The organism is uncultured Slackia sp. (genome assembly GCF_934630525.1).
GTDB lineage: Bacteria > Actinomycetota > Coriobacteriia > Coriobacteriales > Eggerthellaceae > Slackia.
This window is the reverse complement of record NZ_CAKTVX010000001.1, coordinates 274,007-290,687: the sequence shown is the minus strand read 5'-3', so window position 1 is coordinate 290,687 and position 16,681 is coordinate 274,007. Positions and strand designations below refer to the sequence as shown.

Sequence of the window (16,681 nt, the reverse complement as noted above, 5' to 3'; positions counted from 1 at the left end):
ACCAGCTTAGGCGCGTTTGCTGCGCGAAGACGCCGCGAGCGCCTTGCGGTCGATTTTCCCATTAGGGGTCAGCGGCATTTCGTCAATAAGGGCGAAGCGACGAGGAACCATATATTCAGGAATGCGCGCAGCAAGCGACGCTTTAAGCGAACGCTCCAGGTCGAGCTTCGAGGGAATTTCGACTTTCCCTTCCCCATTGCCGCAATGGCCAGCGCAATCCGACGCGTCGGACTCGAGCTCCTCGTATGCCGGAGTTCCATCGGGGTGCTTTTGCAGAACGATGAACGCCTTCAGGTATGCGATGCTTTCCTTATGGACAACCGGCACGACGCACGCTTGCTTCACGCCCTTGAGCGCGCGGATGTTTTCTTCGACATCTTCAAGCTCAATGCGGAAGCCATGGAGCTTGATGAGCGAGTCGAAGCGGCCTTCACAATGCAAAACGCCCTGCTCATCCACATGCCCCGCATCGCCCGTGCGATACGCGCGCACCTGCGTTCCGTCACAGAGCGCCGATTGCGAAAACGCCTTTTGAGTTTTCTCGGGATTGCGATAATAGCCCTTTGCCACCGTGTCGCCCACGATAACGATTTCACCCGAATCGCCGGTCGCGCGCGGCTCGCCCGTCTCCGGGTCGCAAATGCGAATCTCGGTACCAAGTCGCGGCGTACCCGCCGGCAGAGGCGCGTCGCTCGCAAGTTCGGCTTTACCGATCTCGCAATACGTCACGGCCACGGTCGATTCGGTTGGGCCATACGTGTTCGCCACGATGGCATGCGGAAAACGCTCGCGGAGCGCGGCGGCCGTCGCATGACGCAACGCCTCGCCGCAGAAAAGAAACAGCTTCACGCTCGGAAGCATGCTTTCGGAAAACGAAGGGTCGACCAGGCACAAATCAGCGAACGAAGGGGTCGAAACCCATACCGAGACGTCGGATTTCGCCAAATCGGCGAACAACGAGCGCGTGTCAGCCGTGAGCTCATGGGAAACGGCGTGCAGGCGGCCACCCGTCGAGAGCGCGCCGACCAATTCGTATTCGGAAAGGTCGAACGAATACGGTGGCTGATCGAGAAACACCTGGCCACCATCGCGAACAACGGGGAACGTGCGCACCCATTGCATGAAATTGCACACATTGTTCGCCGAAATCTCGATGCCTTTCGGCTTGCCCGTAGAGCCCGACGTGAAAATAATATATTGCGTTTCCTCGCCGCTCACCCATGCATCGCTCGCGGGCGCGTCACAACCAGAAAACGCGTCAATAAGCGCAGTGGGATTGGAAAAGCAAGAGATATCAAGCACGCGATCGGTGGCGACGTACGGCGCCAATGCTTCAGACAAAGGAGCGGCGCACACGACGAATGGGGAATCGAGCTGGGATAGGATATCGCCGATACGCGATGCAGGAAGCTCCACGTCGACAGGAACGAAGGCATGACCGCTTTTCAAACAGCCAAGGAAGCTTGCTACCATGCGAAAATCTTTATGCCCGAAAACCACGACCGGGAAACGGTCGGACGTCATCTCGTGAAGCTTTGCGGCAATGGCGTTCGACGCCGTTGAAAGCTCGCCATACGTCATGTGGCAAGAATCGGCCTCAAAAGCAACCGCCTGGGGTGCGATGGCAGCCTGCGTTTCAACCGATTCGACGAAAGCGTTCGACACCATATATTCCCCCAACAACACGAGACCTTTAATGGGGTCACTTTAGTTCTGTTGCGAGAATGTTTCCATGCCCGTTATCGTTTCGACGCATGACGTACAAAGCGCCACCACACCGAGACCGCATAAAATCAACGCTCTATGCATGAAGAATTCAATCGTAATAAACAAGGTACGCTCGCCTGCGCACATGGAAGAAATTGCCGAGCGTTATTCAACGCCCCAAGAGAGTCAAAGCGCAAGCGGGCCCATGCGCTTGACAAAGCGAATTGATTGACGAATTAATCGATGAACTTCGGCGGCATGGTGCCAATTCCAAGATATTCCGCAGCGAGGGACATGGGCTGAATCGTGGGCGAAGCAAATAATTTCGACGTGCCATAGGCGATGAGGGTTCCCTTTTCGTCGGTGATACGCCCTTCAGTAAGACTTATGGTTCGGCCGTGCTTGATAACTTCACCCTCGGCATAAATGATTCCACTCTGAGCGGAATGCATATCGTTCACCGTAAGGTCGATGGTGGTATAGCCCACGTCTTCGGGCATGCAGCACAAAAGGCACCAATACGTCACCGAATCGAGAAGCCCGGCGTTCACTCCCCCGTTAATGCCGCCGAACATGTTCGTATGTTTTCGATCTAGCTCCATGCGACAGCGATAATGGCCGGCATCGAGCAGCTCGGTCGTGGTGCCGAGCAGCTTGAGATAGGGGCTTTCATCGATCATCTTCGATGCGACTTTGACATATTCAGGATTCAGCTTCATAATTCGCCCTCATCCTCCCTTGACCTACGACCTACGCGGCTCTAACTACGCATGTTCGAAAAATCTTTGATTCCCCGCAAAAGCAGATCGACCTCTTCAGCCGTGGTATCGAAGCCAAAACTTACGCGAATCGTCGATTTGCCGAGTTTCAAGGGAATTCCAGCCGCCTGAAGGCTCAAAGGATGCTTCGGACGCCATGTGCCTTTCGGAACGGTCGTATGATTTTCAGTGCATGCGGAAGCTTTCGAAATGAAAATGCCCCGTTCGCCCAAGAAATCGAGCAAATCTTGGTTGAAGAGGCTCGGCAGCGACACGTTCACGATATACGGCGAGCCGTCGTCACGAGAGTTCACGATAGCGTCGGGAGCGGCATCGTACAGCCCTTCGACAAAACGAGCTTTCAACCCATGCGCATGAGCGAGGTTCGCCTCACGATTTTCGCACGCCTTTTTTGCGGCAACGGCAAACCCCGCAGCCAAAAACACCGGCTCAGTACCCGATCGCAGGCCCCGCTCCTGGCCCCCGCCAAAGGCATTGGTGAACATCTGCGTGCCGCGCTTCACGTAGAGCGCGCCAATACCGCGCGGCCCGCCGATTTTGTGGCCGGCAATGGTGAGCAGATCGACCCCCCATTCGCGAGGAGGCGTTGGCAGCTTTCCGAACGATTGCGTCGCATCGCAATGCACAAGCGCACTCGGAGCACGTTCATCACGAGCGGCGACGATTTCGGGAACGGGAAGCAGCCAGCCGAGCTCGTTTTGAACGCGCATCACAGAAATAAGCGTCGTGGGCTTGAGCAAGGCGCCGTGCAGCTGCTCCATGTCGAAATCGCCTGCGACATCTTCAATATGCTCAACATCCCAACCCTCGCGTCGCATGCCTCGAATCGACCTCGTAACAGAGGCGTGTTCAAGGGATGACGTCACAATGCGGCGCGATTCGTCTTTGCGCGCCATGCAAGCCCCGCGCACGGCAAGGTTATTCGCCTCGGTCGCACCGGAGGTAAAGAAGATCTCGTCGGCATCGACGCCAAGGCATTCAGCGATTGTGGCGCGCGATTGCTCGAGCACCTCTTTCGCAGCAGAGCCCACCCTATGAGGCGAAGACGGATTGCCCCATGCATGGCGCAACACGTCATTCATCGCTTCAATTGCCTCATCGATAACGGGCGTGGTTGCAGCGTTGTCCAAATAGGCATTGCAAACAGGCTCTTGCATGGTGGTCCTTAATCGAATGCGCAATGCAAAGCATCGCGCCACGGTGTCGAATATCAGCAGCAAGCATAATTCATTTCGGCAAACAAAAAAGCCGCGATGGGCAATCGCGGCTTTCATTTCATTTCAACGGCAGCTATTCAGTAAACAGCGGAGTTGAGAGATAACGCTCCCCCGTGTCGGCAAGAAGGGCAACGATGGTTTTGCCCTCGTTTTCGGGACGCTTGGCAAGCTCAATCGCAGCCCAGACGGCAGCGCCAGAGGAAATGCCCACGAGAACGCCTTCGGAATGGCCAACCAAACGGCCCGTCTCGAACGCATCGTCGTTTTCAACGGCGATAACCTCATCGTAGACGCCTGTGTCAAGCGTATCGGGCACAAAGCCTGCACCAATACCCTGGATTTTATGGGCGCCAGCGGTGCCCTTCGAAAGCACCGGAGAGCTCGCAGGCTCAACGGCGACAACCTTCACGTCGGGGTTCTGGGATTTCAGATATTTACCAACGCCGGTCACCGTGCCGCCCGTGCCCACGCCCGCAACGAAGACATCGACCTTGCCCTCGGTATCGTTCCAAATTTCGGGACCCGTGGTTTTGATATGGGCCTGGGGGTTTGCAGGATTGGTGAACTGGCCCGCGATGAAGCTGTTCGGAATCTCGGCGGTAAGTTCTTCCGCCTTCGCGATAGCGCCCTTCATACCCTTGGCGCCATCGGTAAGCACCAGTTCGGCACCGTAAGCCTTCATGAGCAAGCGACGCTCGACTGACATGGTCTCGGGCATCGTGATGATGAGTCGATAGCCGCGAGCCGCAGCAACCGAAGCCAAGCCGACACCCGTATTGCCGCTCGTGGGCTCGATAATCACAGAATCTTTGTTCAGCTTGCCCGCAGCCTCGGCATCGTCAAGCATCGCCTTCGCGATACGATCCTTCACAGAACCCGCAGGGTTGAAGTACTCGAGCTTTACGAGCACCTTGGCCTTCAGGTCGAGGTTCTTCTCGATATTGCTGAGTTCCAGAAGCGGCGTGTTGCCGATAAGTTGATCGATAGAGGTGTATACAGCCATGGGAATCTCCTTTTATAAAGTGGGGTGAAAACATAACGAGTGCGAATCTACCGTTCGCTGGAGCGCAAACATCGACATCGCTCGCCGGCGCACGACGCCACGCCATCCCTCTTCCAATGCTTCATTTCCATATTCCCACCTTTCCTGTAGGTATAACGGTATTTTACGATTTGAACCACGCGTGTCAAGCGCCCACGAATTTTTTTCTACCAACCGAATGCGTCTCAACATTTTCCATATAATCCTATCAACCCTGTATATAATAGGTTTGATACATGACACGATGCATTCACACTACGCCTGTAAGGAGGGCTTGCCATGATGGTTTCAACCAAGGGCCGCTACGCCCTGCGCGTTATGATCGACCTCGCCGAGCATCAAACCGATGGATATATCCCGCTGAAGGAAATCGCAGCACGCCAAAACATTTCCGAGAAATACTTGGAAAGCATTATCAAGTCGCTCGTGAAAAGCAATATGCTCATCGGCCTGCGCGGCAAAGGCGGCGGATACCGACTTACTCGCGAGCCCGACCAATACACCATAGGCGAAGTGCTGCGCCTGACCGAAGGCTCGCTCGCGCCCGTCGCATGCCTTGAGGCGAACGCCGAGTCGTGCCCCCGCATGATCGATTGCCGCACGGTGTCGTTATGGAGAGGCCTCGATGACGTGGTGAACGAATACCTCGACGGAATCACCGTGGCCGATTTGGTTGCGCCGTACCAATCGGGCGATAATTACGTTATCTAGAACGCTTTGCGCAAATCCGATTCCTTGTGATGCCAATGCCGAACCACGCTGCCGCCCCGCCCTCGCAAGGCGCGATGTGGCAGCTTTACTTTCATGAGGGGAACCAACGATATGGCATAATGTCTTGTTGGGTATTGGAGGGAATATGGAACACAACGCGATGATGGCGAACCCGATTCGCCACATTCGATTTATTGGATACGGCCTTACGAACGCATGGTCATTCATGCTGCTGTTCGTGCCGCTTTTTGGCGCGCATGACTCAACGATCGTCGTAAGCGGCTCGATGCTTTCAGGGGCGCTTTGCGGCCTTATGCTGCTGCTCGCTTCGCCCAAACTGCAAACGATCGCGGGCCGCAAGATGCTTTCGTTCCTCTTCGCCCTGGGCGCTTCTATCGGAACGCTTCTGTACGCGTACCCGATGTTTCCATCGTCGCCCGTTGCCCTATTCGGCCTTTTGCTATCGGGCTTTTGCTTTATCGGCATCGTCGCTTCGTGGTTCGAGAATTACGCCCGCTTAAGCACGCGCGATGTGGTGCTTCTTGCGGGATGCTCGTTTCTTTTCGCGGCGATTTTATGCCTCGTAATAGCAGCGGTCCCGCTCGACATCTCTGCATTGCTGCTCGCCGCGCTCCCGATCGCTTCGTTTGCGCTTATGCCCCATTCCCTTGTTGAAAAGCCGCATGCAGTTGCCGGCAACCCCGAGTCCGCCGCCGAAACGGCCCACTCGCTCATCGACAATGTCAAAGAATCTGTGAAATGGCGCACGCTCGCAGGGCTTTTCGTCACCTTTTTCGCGCTGGGGTCCATCGGGGCCCTCATACCGGCAAGCGAGCCGCCATTCGATTTCGGAATCAAATTCCTCATTATTCCCGTTATCATCTTTGTCTTCTTCGCCGTAAGCGCGCTGACGCTGCGCAGCAAAGTCGACATGACGATTCTCTACAAGGTGATGCTCGCAAGCTTCGCGGCACTCGTCTTTTTGTTCTCCAATTCGGAAAACGTGCCGCTGTCGATGGTGTTCTCGGGCTTCATCACAGCAGACGTGCTTATGTGGATCATGCTTCTGCTTATCGCGAAGAAAAGCCCCGCGAAGCCTATGGTTGTGTTCATCATAGGCTGGTTCGCGGAATGCGCCGGCAACGTTTCGGGACATATCGTGGCACCGCTTTGTGCAGGACATTCGACCATTTTTGTCGCAGTAGTGCTCATGTTCATCGTTCTGACCGTGGGACTCATGTTCTCGGAAGGCCAGTTTGTGCTCGACTTCGACATCGAAGCAGACGAAAGCAGCGTGCATGTCGAGGAAACCCCCGTTGAAGATTCGCGCGACGCCATTCGCGAATTCTGCGAGCACTACGGGCTGTCGCCCCGAGAATCGGAAGTATGCGAAATGTGGCTCACGGGCCATGGATTGAAATACATCCAAGAGAATCTCTTCATTTCAGAAGCGACCGTGAAAACGCACGTACGCAATATCTACCGCAAATGCGACACGCATAATCGAGCTGAAATCCTTGCCCTCTACGAGGCGGGATTGAAGAAATAAAGGCTTAGATGGGAAATATAGCTTAGAAAAACTAGCTTATAGGACGAAAAGTGCGTCCGATTTCGGGCGTTGGCGCAGTTCAACGCCCGTTTTTATGGAAGCGACCATTCGGGTCGAGAAAAAAGAAGCCCGCAGGCATTCCCAAGAGCGGGCGCACCTGCGGGCCTTATTCCGAACTGGTAAACCGATTGACGAGTTGCTTCTTACTGATTACTGGAGCTTTTCCAGAACAGCTTCGGTCGTTGTCACGCGCGAGTCGTAGCAACGCGTAAAGTAATCAAGGCCGCCTTCCTGGGTTCCAACAAGGAACGTCGCGGTGGCGTCGGCGGGGACAATGGTCTTATACCCGCGGAAATACGCACCGGCAAGCGTCTGCAGCACGCAGATATTCGTGTCGCAGCCGACAGCGATAAGCGTATCAACGCCCAGCTCACGCAGCGTCAAATCAAGATCGGTCTGGAAGAAACCGTCATAGCGGCGCTTCGAGATAACGAAATCGCTTTCCTGCACGTCGAACTCGGCCAAAGGCTGCGCAGCGTCGCTGCCCACAATGCCATGCTCGCCCCAAAGCTCCAATTCCTTGTCGAGGCCAGGAATATGCGCGTCGCACGAGAACACGACCGGAAGCCCTTTTGCGCGAGCAGCCTTCACGATTTTCACGCTGTTCGAAGCCATGCCCTCAAGACCCGGCGTCGCTCCCCCTTCGCCACCCAAAACATCGATGACGAGCACAGCCGTTTTCGACATATCGAACACATCGGTTTGCTGCCAGGGGGTGTTTTGCGCTACGGGAATATAAGCCATCATGTGTTCCTTCCTGCGAGGCTTACGAATTTAACGCTGATGCTTGCCGCGCGTATCGCGGCCGCGGCTCGATGCGTTCTTCGAAGGCCGCGTATGCACGACTCGCTGGCGCGATGCGTGCCTGCCGGCGAGCGCCTGCGTGTCGTCTTCATATTCTCTCACTTCGGAAGCGCGTTGCTTCTCTTTCGCAGCCTGTTCCATAAGCTGGGCACGAACGCGCGCCTTTCGCTCGCGCTCGCGTGCTTCGGCGTCGGAAGAAGCCCTCGAAGAGGCGACGGTAGCTCCCGAAACGCGCACGCGCTGCGAGGTTTGCCCGTTATAGCCGCGCACACGAGTCGTTCGAGCCGGCCCATCGGCCGATTCCGCATGCGACCCACGCGAGCGAACCACGTTCGTTTTGCCCGTTTTAACCTGCTCGCGAGCGCTGTGCATGGCCTTCTTCGTTTTCTGGCGAATTCGCAGCGCATCTGCCTGAGAGATATCGATACGACCCGACATAGCGGGGTTCACGGGCAACGTCGGCGTGCGACCCGAAGCCTCGTCGTCTTCTTGCCACACCGCGCCATGGCTGAACTGCACGCGAATCGTGATGTATTCCATGGCGAGCAGCGAAAGAAGAATCGCCATAACGATGAGGTAGCCGATTACAGCACCCGGCAAGCCCGTGAAATTGATGAGCAAAATGGGCACGAAAACCGAGAAGCCGAACGTGATGAAATAAAGCTTCGTAACGTCACCCTGGCGACGCAGCACGGTAATGACCTGATACAGGAAGTCGACTGCAGCGGTCACGCCGCCAGCAGCGACCATGACGTAGGCCAAGCCTCGATAGGGCTCGAAATCCAAGCCGTAAATCCAGCTCATAAGAGGTATGCCGATCCAGCCCATAAGAACGGCCGTCACGCCCGTGAATGCAAGCACAACGCCCATCATAGCCAAGAACGCCAAATCGAATCGCTTACGGCGGCTCGGGTCGGCCCATTCCTTCGTAAGTCGCACAAGCAGCGGCTTATATACCAGCTGAATCGCGAGCATAATGCCCTGCGCTGGGAAATACAGCGCGTTGAAATACAGCTGGCTGTCGTAAGGAAGCACGCCTTCCATCACAAACTTCGGCATGCTCTCGATAAGGTTGAACAGGAACACCGCCAGAAAGAGCGGGAAGCACTGCTTGAAAATAACCACGATGTTCTCAAAAGTGCAGCGCGGCGATTTCGGCGTTTCGATAAGCCCCAAAGGGAAAGTGAGGAAAACGAACGTCAACGCCGCGACCACAGCCATGGCGATGCTCGCGACGCCCACATTGCGCGTAATAAGCAACGCAAGCGAGAAAAGAACCACCACGAGAACCGAACGCACAGCCTGCGAGATGCCCGCAAGATAGAACTTGTCTTGTTGCTGCAAGCGGCCCTCATACACATCGGCGAGCGCATCGATCATGCGATAGAAATACACGCCGATCGAAATGGTGAGCATGTCTCCGCCATAGCCGCGCACCATGCAGTATCCCACGCCAACAACCATCATGAGCGCGCAGGTAATGAAACGGTTCACCTCATAATCGGCAAACGAATGGCGCTCATCGATATCGGAAACCTGATAGGTGCGCACGCCGTAATTGCCGATCATCATAAGCAACGTAGCGGTGATGAACGCAAGCGAAAACATACCCGCAAGCTCGGCGTTCGTGAGCTGCGTGATAACGACGGTGAGCACGGGGAAAACCATGCCCCACGTGGCGATGCCGAACATATTGCAAATGTAGTCGCGCGATGTGCGGTGCGACGCATACATCTCGTCCTGATCGGAAAACGAGCCATCTTTCGCGGCACCGAGCAAGCGGTTCCACCATTGGCCAATAGTCCTGGTAAGCGCGTTATTCACAAATACGTTCGACATAACGAAGCGAAAATCCCCTTTCAACGCCCCCATGGAGCGAAATGCATAAACACATGGAATTATAAAGCCCCGTCCGGAAAACTCCGGACGGGGCGAAGCGGCGTCAACAAACGTTCACCTAACGAAATAAAGGATGAATTTACGCCTCAATGGCACCCGCGGAACTCACCTGAGCTTCGGAATCATTGAACACATCGCGATTGAAGCCGCCATTGACGTGGGACGACGTAATTCCCGCAACCATGGAATCGCTCACATTGAGCGCCGTGCGGCCCATATCGATGAGCGGCTCAACGGAAGCGAGAATGCCCACGATTTCGATAGGCAGGCCCAGGGTGCCCAGCACGATGAGCGATGCGAACGTCGCGCCGCCGCCAACGCCGGCGATGCCGAATGAGCTCACGACGATGACCGCGACGAGCATAACCACGAATTCTGGCGAGAACACGTTAATGCCAACCGTCGGGGCGATGATCGTGGCAAGCATGGCGGGATAAATGCCCGCGCAGCCATTCTGGCCAATCGACATGCCGAAGCTTGCCGCGAAATTCGCCGTAGCAGAATCGACGCCGAGCGCATGGCGCTGCGTTTCGATATTCATGGGCAACGCACCGGCGCTCGTACGAGAAACGAACGCGAAGCTCAAAACGGGGAATGCCTTCTTCACGTACGTAATCGGGCTCACGCGATTCGCCGCCACGATGATGAGGTGCACGATGAACACCGTGATCAGAGCAATATAGGAAACGATCACGAACTTGCCCAAGTCGAGCACGGCAGCGAAATCGCTCTTCGCCATGAAGCTCGCGATAAGGGCGAGCACGCCGTAAGGAGTGAGCGAAAGAACCATATTCACGATACGCATGACGATGCCGTACAGCGCATCGATGAACTTCTTGAAGAATTCAGCCTGCTCGGAATCTTTATCGCGCAGCTTCAAATATGCGACGCCCACGATTGCCGAGAAAATAACGACCGCGATGGTGGATGTGGAGCGGCTTCCGGTGAAATCGGCGAATACGTTCGTCGGAATGAAGCTGAGCAGCTCCTGCGGAATGGTGAGCGCGGCAACGGTTTCCTGCTTGTCTTGAAGGGTTGCGAGCTTGGTCGGGTCCACCGTGCCATCGGCAAAGCTTGCGCCCGCCAGGCCGGAAAACGCGATAACCGCCCAGCCAACGATTGCCGCGATGGCGACCGTCGCGAGCAGCACGACGAGCACGACCGCGCCAATCTTGCCAAGGTTATCGGTCACTTCAGCGCGCGTGAAGGCGCCGACAATGGCCACGAACACCAAAGGCATAACGAGCATCTTCAGCAAGTTGATGTAACCCTGGCCCACGATGCTCATCCAATCGAGCGCCGTCTTGGTCGCATCGGTGCCGAGCCCGAGCACGAGCTGGATGCCCGCGCCGAACACCACGCCCAAACCAAGCGCTGTGAACACGCGGAACGTGAAGCTCATGCCCTTCTTCTTCAAAAATGCGAGGAAGGCGATGAGGCCAACGAGAATCGCGAGCACCACCACCGTCGACGCGACGGTTCCAAACGACATAGCGTCCCCCCTTGAAACATGGAGCCGAGGCCCCTTTGATTAGGATGGTTCTGCATTATTATTCTATTTCCCTATTTATGCAATAGGTTTATAGGTATTAATTGGGAAGAGAGCAACGAAAAGGCAAAAACGATAGTTCATCGCTGCAACAATATGCCGCAGGGGATACAATCCAAGTAACGCGATTCAAGGAGGATAGCTTATGTCTTACGCATTCATCCACGCCACGGTGCTCGACGGCACAGAAAAAATGAAGCCCGCGCCCGACACGACGGTTCTCGTCGATGACGAGGGCAAAATCGTCGAGGTCGGCCCCACCGCCAAAGTAAAAATGCGCGGCGGCGAGCAAATCGTCGATTTGCAAGGCAAGTACCTCATGCCTGGACTCATCAATATGCACGTTCACCTGGTTGGCGACGGTACGCCCCGCAGTTCGAGCAACGCCGAAGGGGCGGTTCAAAAAGTCACGGGCAATCCCGTCGGCATGGCGATTTTGCGCCACATGCTGAAGGCTTCGCTGAAAAACCAGCTCGCAAGCGGCGTAACCACCGTGCGCAGCGTCGGCGACCCCGGGTATGCCGATATCCAAGTGCGCGACCAAATCAAATCGGGCAAATTCCAAGGTCCGCGCCTTATCGCATCGGGCTGCGGCATCACTGTTCCCGAAGGCCATGCGCGCTTCTTCGCGAAAAAAGCAACGACCCCCGAAGAGGGGCGCGCGCTCGTTCATGAGCACTTCAGCAATGGCGCCGATCAAATCAAGCTTTTTATCACGGGCGGCGTTTTCGATGCCGAAGTCGAAGGCGAGCCGGGCGTTTTGCGCATGCCGCTCGATATCGCGCAGGCAGCGTGCGACGAAGCGCATAAGCTCGGGCTTCGCACCTCAGCCCATATTGAAAGCACGGAAGGCGTCGAGGTTGGATTGAAAGCGGGCGTCGACACCATCGAGCATGGCGCGCCCCTTACCGACGAGCTTCTGAAGCTGTTCAAGAAAAACGGGCTCGGCAACGCCTCGTCGCTTACCTGCACCCTCTCGCCGGCACTCCCCTTCGCGGTGCTTTCGCCCGAGAAAACGCACTCTACCCATGTGCAGAAAGTCAACGGCCGCGTCGTCTACGAAGGCGTCGCCACCGCGACGCGTCAGGCGCTTGCCAATGGCATTCCCGTAGGCCTGGGCACCGATTCCGCCTGCCCGTTCGTCACGCACTACGATATGTGGCGCGAAGTGGTGTATTTCCAGCGCCATACCGGCGTGACGTCCGAATTCGCGCTGCATACCGCGACGCTCAAGAACGCGCAACTGCTGGGCGTGGCCAACGAAACCGGCTCCATCGAAACGGGCAAAAGCGCCGACTTCATCGTGCTCGACGTAAACCCACTCGACGATCTTTGCGCGCTGCGCAACGTTGAACAAGTCTACATGGCCGGCAAGCCGGTGAAATACAAGGCGAAGCACCTGCCCAAGATCGACGCCGGGCTCGATGGCATTATGGACGGCCTCGACAACGACCCGTTCGTGAGCGAATGGAATATCGCGGGCGAAAAGAAGTCGCTCAACCCCTTTGCGAAACGCGGCGCGAAGGAATAAAGGCCGACAGCAAACGCGAAAAGGCCGCTTGGCTTTTTCGTGAAACGCGGCACAAGGGAATAGAGCGGAAACGCCACCCTTCGGCAACGTGCTCAACAGCCACCGAAAAACACGCACACCAGCCGCCGCTTCGGAATCGTGAGCCCGAAGCGGCGGCCTAATGCGCATAATGAAAAGGCAACTCACCTCTCGACAAGGAAAGGAACACCCATGAGGCTCGCAATCGCTTCAGACATTCACGGTTCTGCGAAATGGTGCGAAAAGTTCTTGAAAGCGGCCGACGAGGAGCGAGCCGACGAGATTATTTTGCTCGGCGACATTTTGTATCACGGACCACGAAACGAAGAACCCGAGGGCTACGACCCCAAAAGCGTTGCCGCCATGCTCAACGAGCGCGCGGGTTCCATTGTGGCCGCGCGCGGCAATTGCGACGCAGAAGTCGACCAGATGATGCTCGAGTTCCCCTGCATGAGCGATTACGCGCTCGTCTTCGCTGACGGCATGCGCCTGTTCTGCACGCATGGCCATGTATTCGGAAGCGGGCTGCATAACAGCGTCAACAACATGCCGAAATTGCCGAAAGGAAGCGCATTCCTGTTCGGACACACGCATATCAAGGTGAACGAGCGCGATGTGCACCACACCGGCGTGTGGCTGTTCAACCCAGGCAGCGTATCCATCCCGAAAGACGGCTCTCACAGCTTCGGCATTTTCGACGACAAAACCTTTACCCACCGCATTCTGCTGTAAGCGACACCCAGCGCGACACGAAAACGGCCTGCCAACCATATCCAAAGGTTGGCAGGCCGTTTGATTTCATGACAAGCCAGAAAACCGCGCGTGGGCCGTTCACGGCGATGCGCCGAGCGAGACCTGTTAAATGCTCGTAGTGCTTAACAAGTTCAACGCCGCATATGCATCCCAGCAAAAGAACGGCTCCCTCCATAGAGGGAGCCGTTCTCGTTATGCGATAGATGACCTTACGCAAGAATAAACATGAGCAAGAACGCGAGCGAGGCAACCAACATGAGCGGCTTGACTTCCTTGGCCCTGCCAGTCACGAGCATAATGACCACGTAGGAGATAAAGCCGAAGCCGATGCCATTCGTGATGGAATACGTCATGGGAATACCCATGATGCACGCAAACGCCGGGAACGCATGCTCAATGTTCTCCCAATCGATATGCACGACGTCGGAAAGCATGAGATAACCCACAACGACAAGCGCGCCGCAGGTAGCCGAAGACGACACCATGCCAATGACAGGCGCAAAGAACGCGAACACAACGAACAGCAGGCCCACGACGATGTTGGAGAGGCCCGTGCGAGCACCAGCTGCAGCGCCCGAAGCCGATTCGACGAACGTGGTGATGGAGCTCGCGCCGCAGAAACCGCCTACCGCAGCAGCCGCGGAGTCGACCATAAGAATGGGCTGGATGTCGTCAACGTTGCCATCTTTGTCGGCGAACTCGCCGCGCTGGCCAACGGCAACAACCGTGCCCATGGTGTCGAAGAAGTCGCTCATAAGCAACGAGAATACGAAGAGCAGCAATGCAGGCTGCAGGAACACCTGAACGATTGCCATGGTGTCGGTGCCAGGAATGGTTTGGAACGGGGCCGCAAAAGCCGAGAAATCCAAGCCGAAGTTCCACGACGTCGGCAGCGGCGTTACGCCCAGCGGAATACCGATGATCGTCGCTGCAACGATGGAAATGAGCAGGCCGCCCTTCACGTTGAGCACCTGCAGAATAACGGCAATTGCAATAGCAACGATCGAGACAATGGCAACGGGCGAAGACAGATCGCCAAGCGTAAGAAGGGTCGATTCGCTCGAGACGATAACGCCGCCGCCCTTCAGGCCGATAAACGCGATGAACAAGCCGATACCAATGCCGATAGCGTGTCGCAGGCTGGCCGGAATAGCGTCCATGACCGCCTTACGAAGGCCGCACGCGACCAAGATGAAGATAACCACGCCCTCGAGCATAACGATGGCCATAGCAACGCGCCAGTCGACGTTTACGCCGCCCAGGCACAGGGTATAAGCGACGATGGCGTTGATGCCCATGCCAGATGCCAAAGCAACGGGACGGTTGGCGATAAGGCCCATGGCGATCGTCATGATGGCTGCGCCGATGCACGTTGCGGTAAGCGCCGCTTCAAACGGCATGCCCGCCGCAACAAGCATCTGTGGGTTAACGGCGATGATGTACGACATCGCAAGGAATGTCGTGAGGCCGCCGATGACCTCATTTCCGACCGAAGAATTGCGCTCGGAAATCTTGAAGAACGTATCCACTCTCAACCTTTCTGCTCGAGAAGCTTCGCCGCACTGTCTATGCGGCAAATGAGCATAGTAGCACGCCTCAGAAAAGAAAGCAGAGCAATCTGCTACGCGACGCGTAGAAAGGCACTCGATAAAGGTGAATGGATGAGGGGAGTCATCCTCGCAGCCTCATACAAAAAAGCGCCGTTCGTTAGAACGGCGCAACAAAGACTGGAGCGGACAACGGGCTCATGGACGCGCTTCGCGCGCCCCTACCCCTCAGGCTAAAGCCTTCGGGCGAATTCCTAAAAACCGCCCACTGGGCGGTTTTCTTGACAGAATTCCACCTCATCGGTTCGAGCCCCGCTCCGTGCCCCCTTCAGACCAGAGTTGCAGGTTGGATTCCGAAGAGCCGCATTCGCAGCAAAGGCAGCGAGCGCCATGCTGAGTGGGCAGATTGCCCTGAAAGAGGAGCGAAGCGTACTTCGGTACGCGAGCGACGATTGAGGGGCAAGATGCCGCCCAGCATGGAGCGCAGCGTCGGTCGTCTCATACGAAAAAGCGCCGTTCGCTAGAACGGCGCAACAAGACTGGAGCGGACAACGGGGCTCGAACCCGCGACCCCCACCTTGGCAAGGTGGTGCTCTACCAACTGAGCCATGTCCGCAAATATGGAGGCGAGAACCGGATTCGAACCGGTGGTGAGGGCTTTGCAGGCCCCTGCCTTACCACTTGGCCATCTCGCCATTATCAAAAGAAGCCCGCCCGAAAACGGGCTTCGAATGAACTGGAGCGGACAACGGGGCTCGAACCCGCGACCCCCACCTTGGCAAGGTGGTGCTCTACCAACTGAGCCATGTCCGCGAAGTGGTGGGCGATACAAGATTTGAACTTGTGACCCCTACCGTGTCAAGGTAGTGCTCTCCCCCTGAGCTAACCGCCCACTTCGTTTGGTTGTTCGGTTCGTTTCCGTTCCGCTCAACCGCGCGAGTTGGTATATTACAGACTTCCCCAAGCGAATGCAAGAACTTTTTTCGAAATTTTTGCCCTTGGATCAACGATAATAATATCGACGCAGGTCGGAGCCCAATAATATTTCAACTGCTTCCAACTGCTACGCTCCCCGCCTCCCTGGACATTAATTGCGTTCTGTAAAGAAGCGTCTGAGATTGCCGCCATGCGGCCCGAATGCACGGGGCGAACCTTCTTTGTCAGAAATCGCCGCAATGGGGCCCGAATGCATTAAATCAGGCTTGTTTTGTCAGAAATCACGACAATGGGGCCTCAAAGTCGCGGTCTCAATGCCACACGAAGGTCAAAATGGGCCCAAAAGCGCAATCAGAGCACGTTTTCAGGGTCTAATAGCAGTCTGCAAGCTTGCAGAGAGGCCCCATTGCGCCACTTTCTGTCATAAAAGGCTTCCCGCTCTGAAACAGGCTTTCCCGGAACGCGGCAACTATCCAAAGGCGCACGTTTGCTCCGCAGACCCACAGCATCAGCTTCATAGCTCCGCAGACCCACGGTCCATGACCCTACAGTCCAACAGCCTCACGGACCCACAGCCTC

12 protein-coding genes and 4 tRNA genes are annotated in these 16,681 nt (G+C 56.2%); 4 read left to right on the top strand and 12 right to left on the bottom strand.

Features of this window, described 5'->3' with window-relative positions; all coding sequences use genetic code 11:
* Positions 1–6 precede the first annotated feature (6 nt).
* From dltA to cysK, 4 genes are all read right to left on the bottom strand, one after another.
* Positions 7–1,668, bottom strand: coding sequence for a D-alanine--poly(phosphoribitol) ligase subunit DltA (gene dltA / locus Q0D41_RS01245; protein ID WP_294373969.1), 1,662 nt, complete (start codon positions 1,666–1,668; stop codon positions 7–9).
* A 275-nt stretch (positions 1,669–1,943) separates the two neighbouring features.
* On the bottom strand, positions 1,944–2,426 hold the full coding sequence (locus Q0D41_RS01240; protein ID WP_114615483.1) for a PaaI family thioesterase: 483 nt from the start codon (positions 2,424–2,426) through the stop codon (positions 1,944–1,946).
* Between the two features lie 41 nt (positions 2,427–2,467).
* Positions 2,468–3,643, bottom strand: coding sequence for a cysteine desulfurase family protein (locus tag Q0D41_RS01235; protein WP_294373960.1), 1,176 nt, complete (start codon positions 3,641–3,643; stop codon positions 2,468–2,470).
* 133 nt (positions 3,644–3,776) lie between these two features.
* Positions 3,777–4,706 (bottom strand): cysteine synthase A, encoded by a 930-nt coding sequence (gene cysK / locus Q0D41_RS01230; protein ID WP_294373958.1) that lies wholly within the window; start codon positions 4,704–4,706, stop codon positions 3,777–3,779.
* Positions 4,707–5,024: 318 nt separating this feature from the next.
* On the opposite strand from cysK, the gene Q0D41_RS01225 reads away from it, so the two are divergent.
* A complete protein-coding gene (locus tag Q0D41_RS01225) occupies positions 5,025–5,456 on the top strand; it encodes an Rrf2 family transcriptional regulator (protein ID WP_294373955.1) in 432 nt (143 codons plus the stop codon).
* A gap of 145 nt (positions 5,457–5,601) precedes the next feature.
* The gene (locus tag Q0D41_RS01220; RefSeq protein ID WP_294373953.1) at positions 5,602–7,005 is read left to right on the top strand and encodes a response regulator transcription factor; all 1,404 of its coding nucleotides are present in this window, start codon (positions 5,602–5,604) and stop codon (positions 7,003–7,005) included.
* A 210-nt stretch (positions 7,006–7,215) separates the two neighbouring features.
* On the opposite strand, the gene Q0D41_RS01215 is transcribed toward Q0D41_RS01220, so the two are convergent.
* The 3 genes from Q0D41_RS01215 to Q0D41_RS01205 all read right to left on the bottom strand — a co-directional run bounded on the left by Q0D41_RS01215 (position 7,216) and on the right by Q0D41_RS01205 (position 11,260).
* Positions 7,216–7,812, bottom strand: coding sequence for a cysteine hydrolase family protein (locus Q0D41_RS01215; protein WP_294373952.1), 597 nt, complete (start codon positions 7,810–7,812; stop codon positions 7,216–7,218).
* Positions 7,813–7,839: 27 nt separating this feature from the next.
* Positions 7,840–9,708: a lipopolysaccharide biosynthesis protein gene (locus tag Q0D41_RS01210; protein ID WP_294373951.1), complete on the bottom strand. Its 1,869-nt coding sequence runs from the start codon at positions 9,706–9,708 to the stop codon at positions 7,840–7,842.
* Between the two features lie 139 nt (positions 9,709–9,847).
* Positions 9,848–11,260: an L-cystine transporter gene (locus Q0D41_RS01205; RefSeq protein WP_294373949.1), complete on the bottom strand. Its 1,413-nt coding sequence runs from the start codon at positions 11,258–11,260 to the stop codon at positions 9,848–9,850.
* 202 nt (positions 11,261–11,462) lie between these two features.
* Between Q0D41_RS01205 and Q0D41_RS01200 the strand changes: the two genes are divergently transcribed.
* A complete protein-coding gene (locus Q0D41_RS01200; protein ID WP_294373946.1) occupies positions 11,463–12,848 on the top strand; it encodes an amidohydrolase family protein in 1,386 nt (461 codons plus the stop codon).
* Positions 12,849–13,058: 210 nt separating this feature from the next.
* Positions 13,059–13,598 (top strand): phosphodiesterase, encoded by a 540-nt coding sequence (yfcE, locus tag Q0D41_RS01195; protein ID WP_294373943.1) that lies wholly within the window; start codon positions 13,059–13,061, stop codon positions 13,596–13,598.
* 230 nt (positions 13,599–13,828) lie between these two features.
* Here the strand turns inward: yfcE and Q0D41_RS01190 are convergent, their stop codons facing one another.
* From Q0D41_RS01190 to Q0D41_RS01170, 5 genes are all read right to left on the bottom strand, one after another.
* Positions 13,829–15,148: an NCS2 family permease gene (locus tag Q0D41_RS01190; RefSeq protein ID WP_294373939.1), complete on the bottom strand. Its 1,320-nt coding sequence runs from the start codon at positions 15,146–15,148 to the stop codon at positions 13,829–13,831.
* Positions 15,149–15,706: 558 nt separating this feature from the next.
* Positions 15,707–15,782, bottom strand: a tRNA-Gly gene (locus tag Q0D41_RS01185).
* A 5-nt stretch (positions 15,783–15,787) separates the two neighbouring features.
* Positions 15,788–15,861 (bottom strand) — tRNA-Cys (locus tag Q0D41_RS01180).
* 42 nt (positions 15,862–15,903) lie between these two features.
* Positions 15,904–15,979, bottom strand: a tRNA-Gly gene (locus Q0D41_RS01175).
* A gap of 4 nt (positions 15,980–15,983) precedes the next feature.
* A tRNA-Val gene (locus Q0D41_RS01170) sits at positions 15,984–16,058 on the bottom strand.
* Positions 16,059–16,681 lie beyond the last annotated feature (623 nt).

What these genes read in the sequence shown, in the direction of transcription:
- dltA (WP_294373969.1), bottom strand. Translation starts at nt 1,668, where the DNA reads ATGGTGTCGAACGCTTTCGTCGAATCGGTTGAAACGCAGGCTGCCATC.
- Q0D41_RS01240 (WP_114615483.1), bottom strand. Translation starts at nt 2,426, where the DNA reads ATGAAGCTGAATCCTGAATATGTCAAAGTCGCATCGAAGATGATCGAT.
- Q0D41_RS01235 (WP_294373960.1), bottom strand. Translation starts at nt 3,643, where the DNA reads ATGCAAGAGCCTGTTTGCAATGCCTATTTGGACAACGCTGCAACCACG.
- cysK (WP_294373958.1), bottom strand. Translation starts at nt 4,706, where the DNA reads ATGGCTGTATACACCTCTATCGATCAACTTATCGGCAACACGCCGCTT.
- Q0D41_RS01225 (WP_294373955.1), top strand. Translation starts at nt 5,025, where the DNA reads ATGATGGTTTCAACCAAGGGCCGCTACGCCCTGCGCGTTATGATCGAC.
- Q0D41_RS01220 (WP_294373953.1), top strand. Translation starts at nt 5,602, where the DNA reads ATGGAACACAACGCGATGATGGCGAACCCGATTCGCCACATTCGATTT.
- Q0D41_RS01215 (WP_294373952.1), bottom strand. Translation starts at nt 7,812, where the DNA reads ATGATGGCTTATATTCCCGTAGCGCAAAACACCCCCTGGCAGCAAACC.
- Q0D41_RS01210 (WP_294373951.1), bottom strand. Translation starts at nt 9,708, where the DNA reads ATGTCGAACGTATTTGTGAATAACGCGCTTACCAGGACTATTGGCCAA.
- Q0D41_RS01205 (WP_294373949.1), bottom strand. Translation starts at nt 11,260, where the DNA reads ATGTCGTTTGGAACCGTCGCGTCGACGGTGGTGGTGCTCGCGATTCTC.
- Q0D41_RS01200 (WP_294373946.1), top strand. Translation starts at nt 11,463, where the DNA reads ATGTCTTACGCATTCATCCACGCCACGGTGCTCGACGGCACAGAAAAA.
- yfcE (WP_294373943.1), top strand. Translation starts at nt 13,059, where the DNA reads ATGAGGCTCGCAATCGCTTCAGACATTCACGGTTCTGCGAAATGGTGC.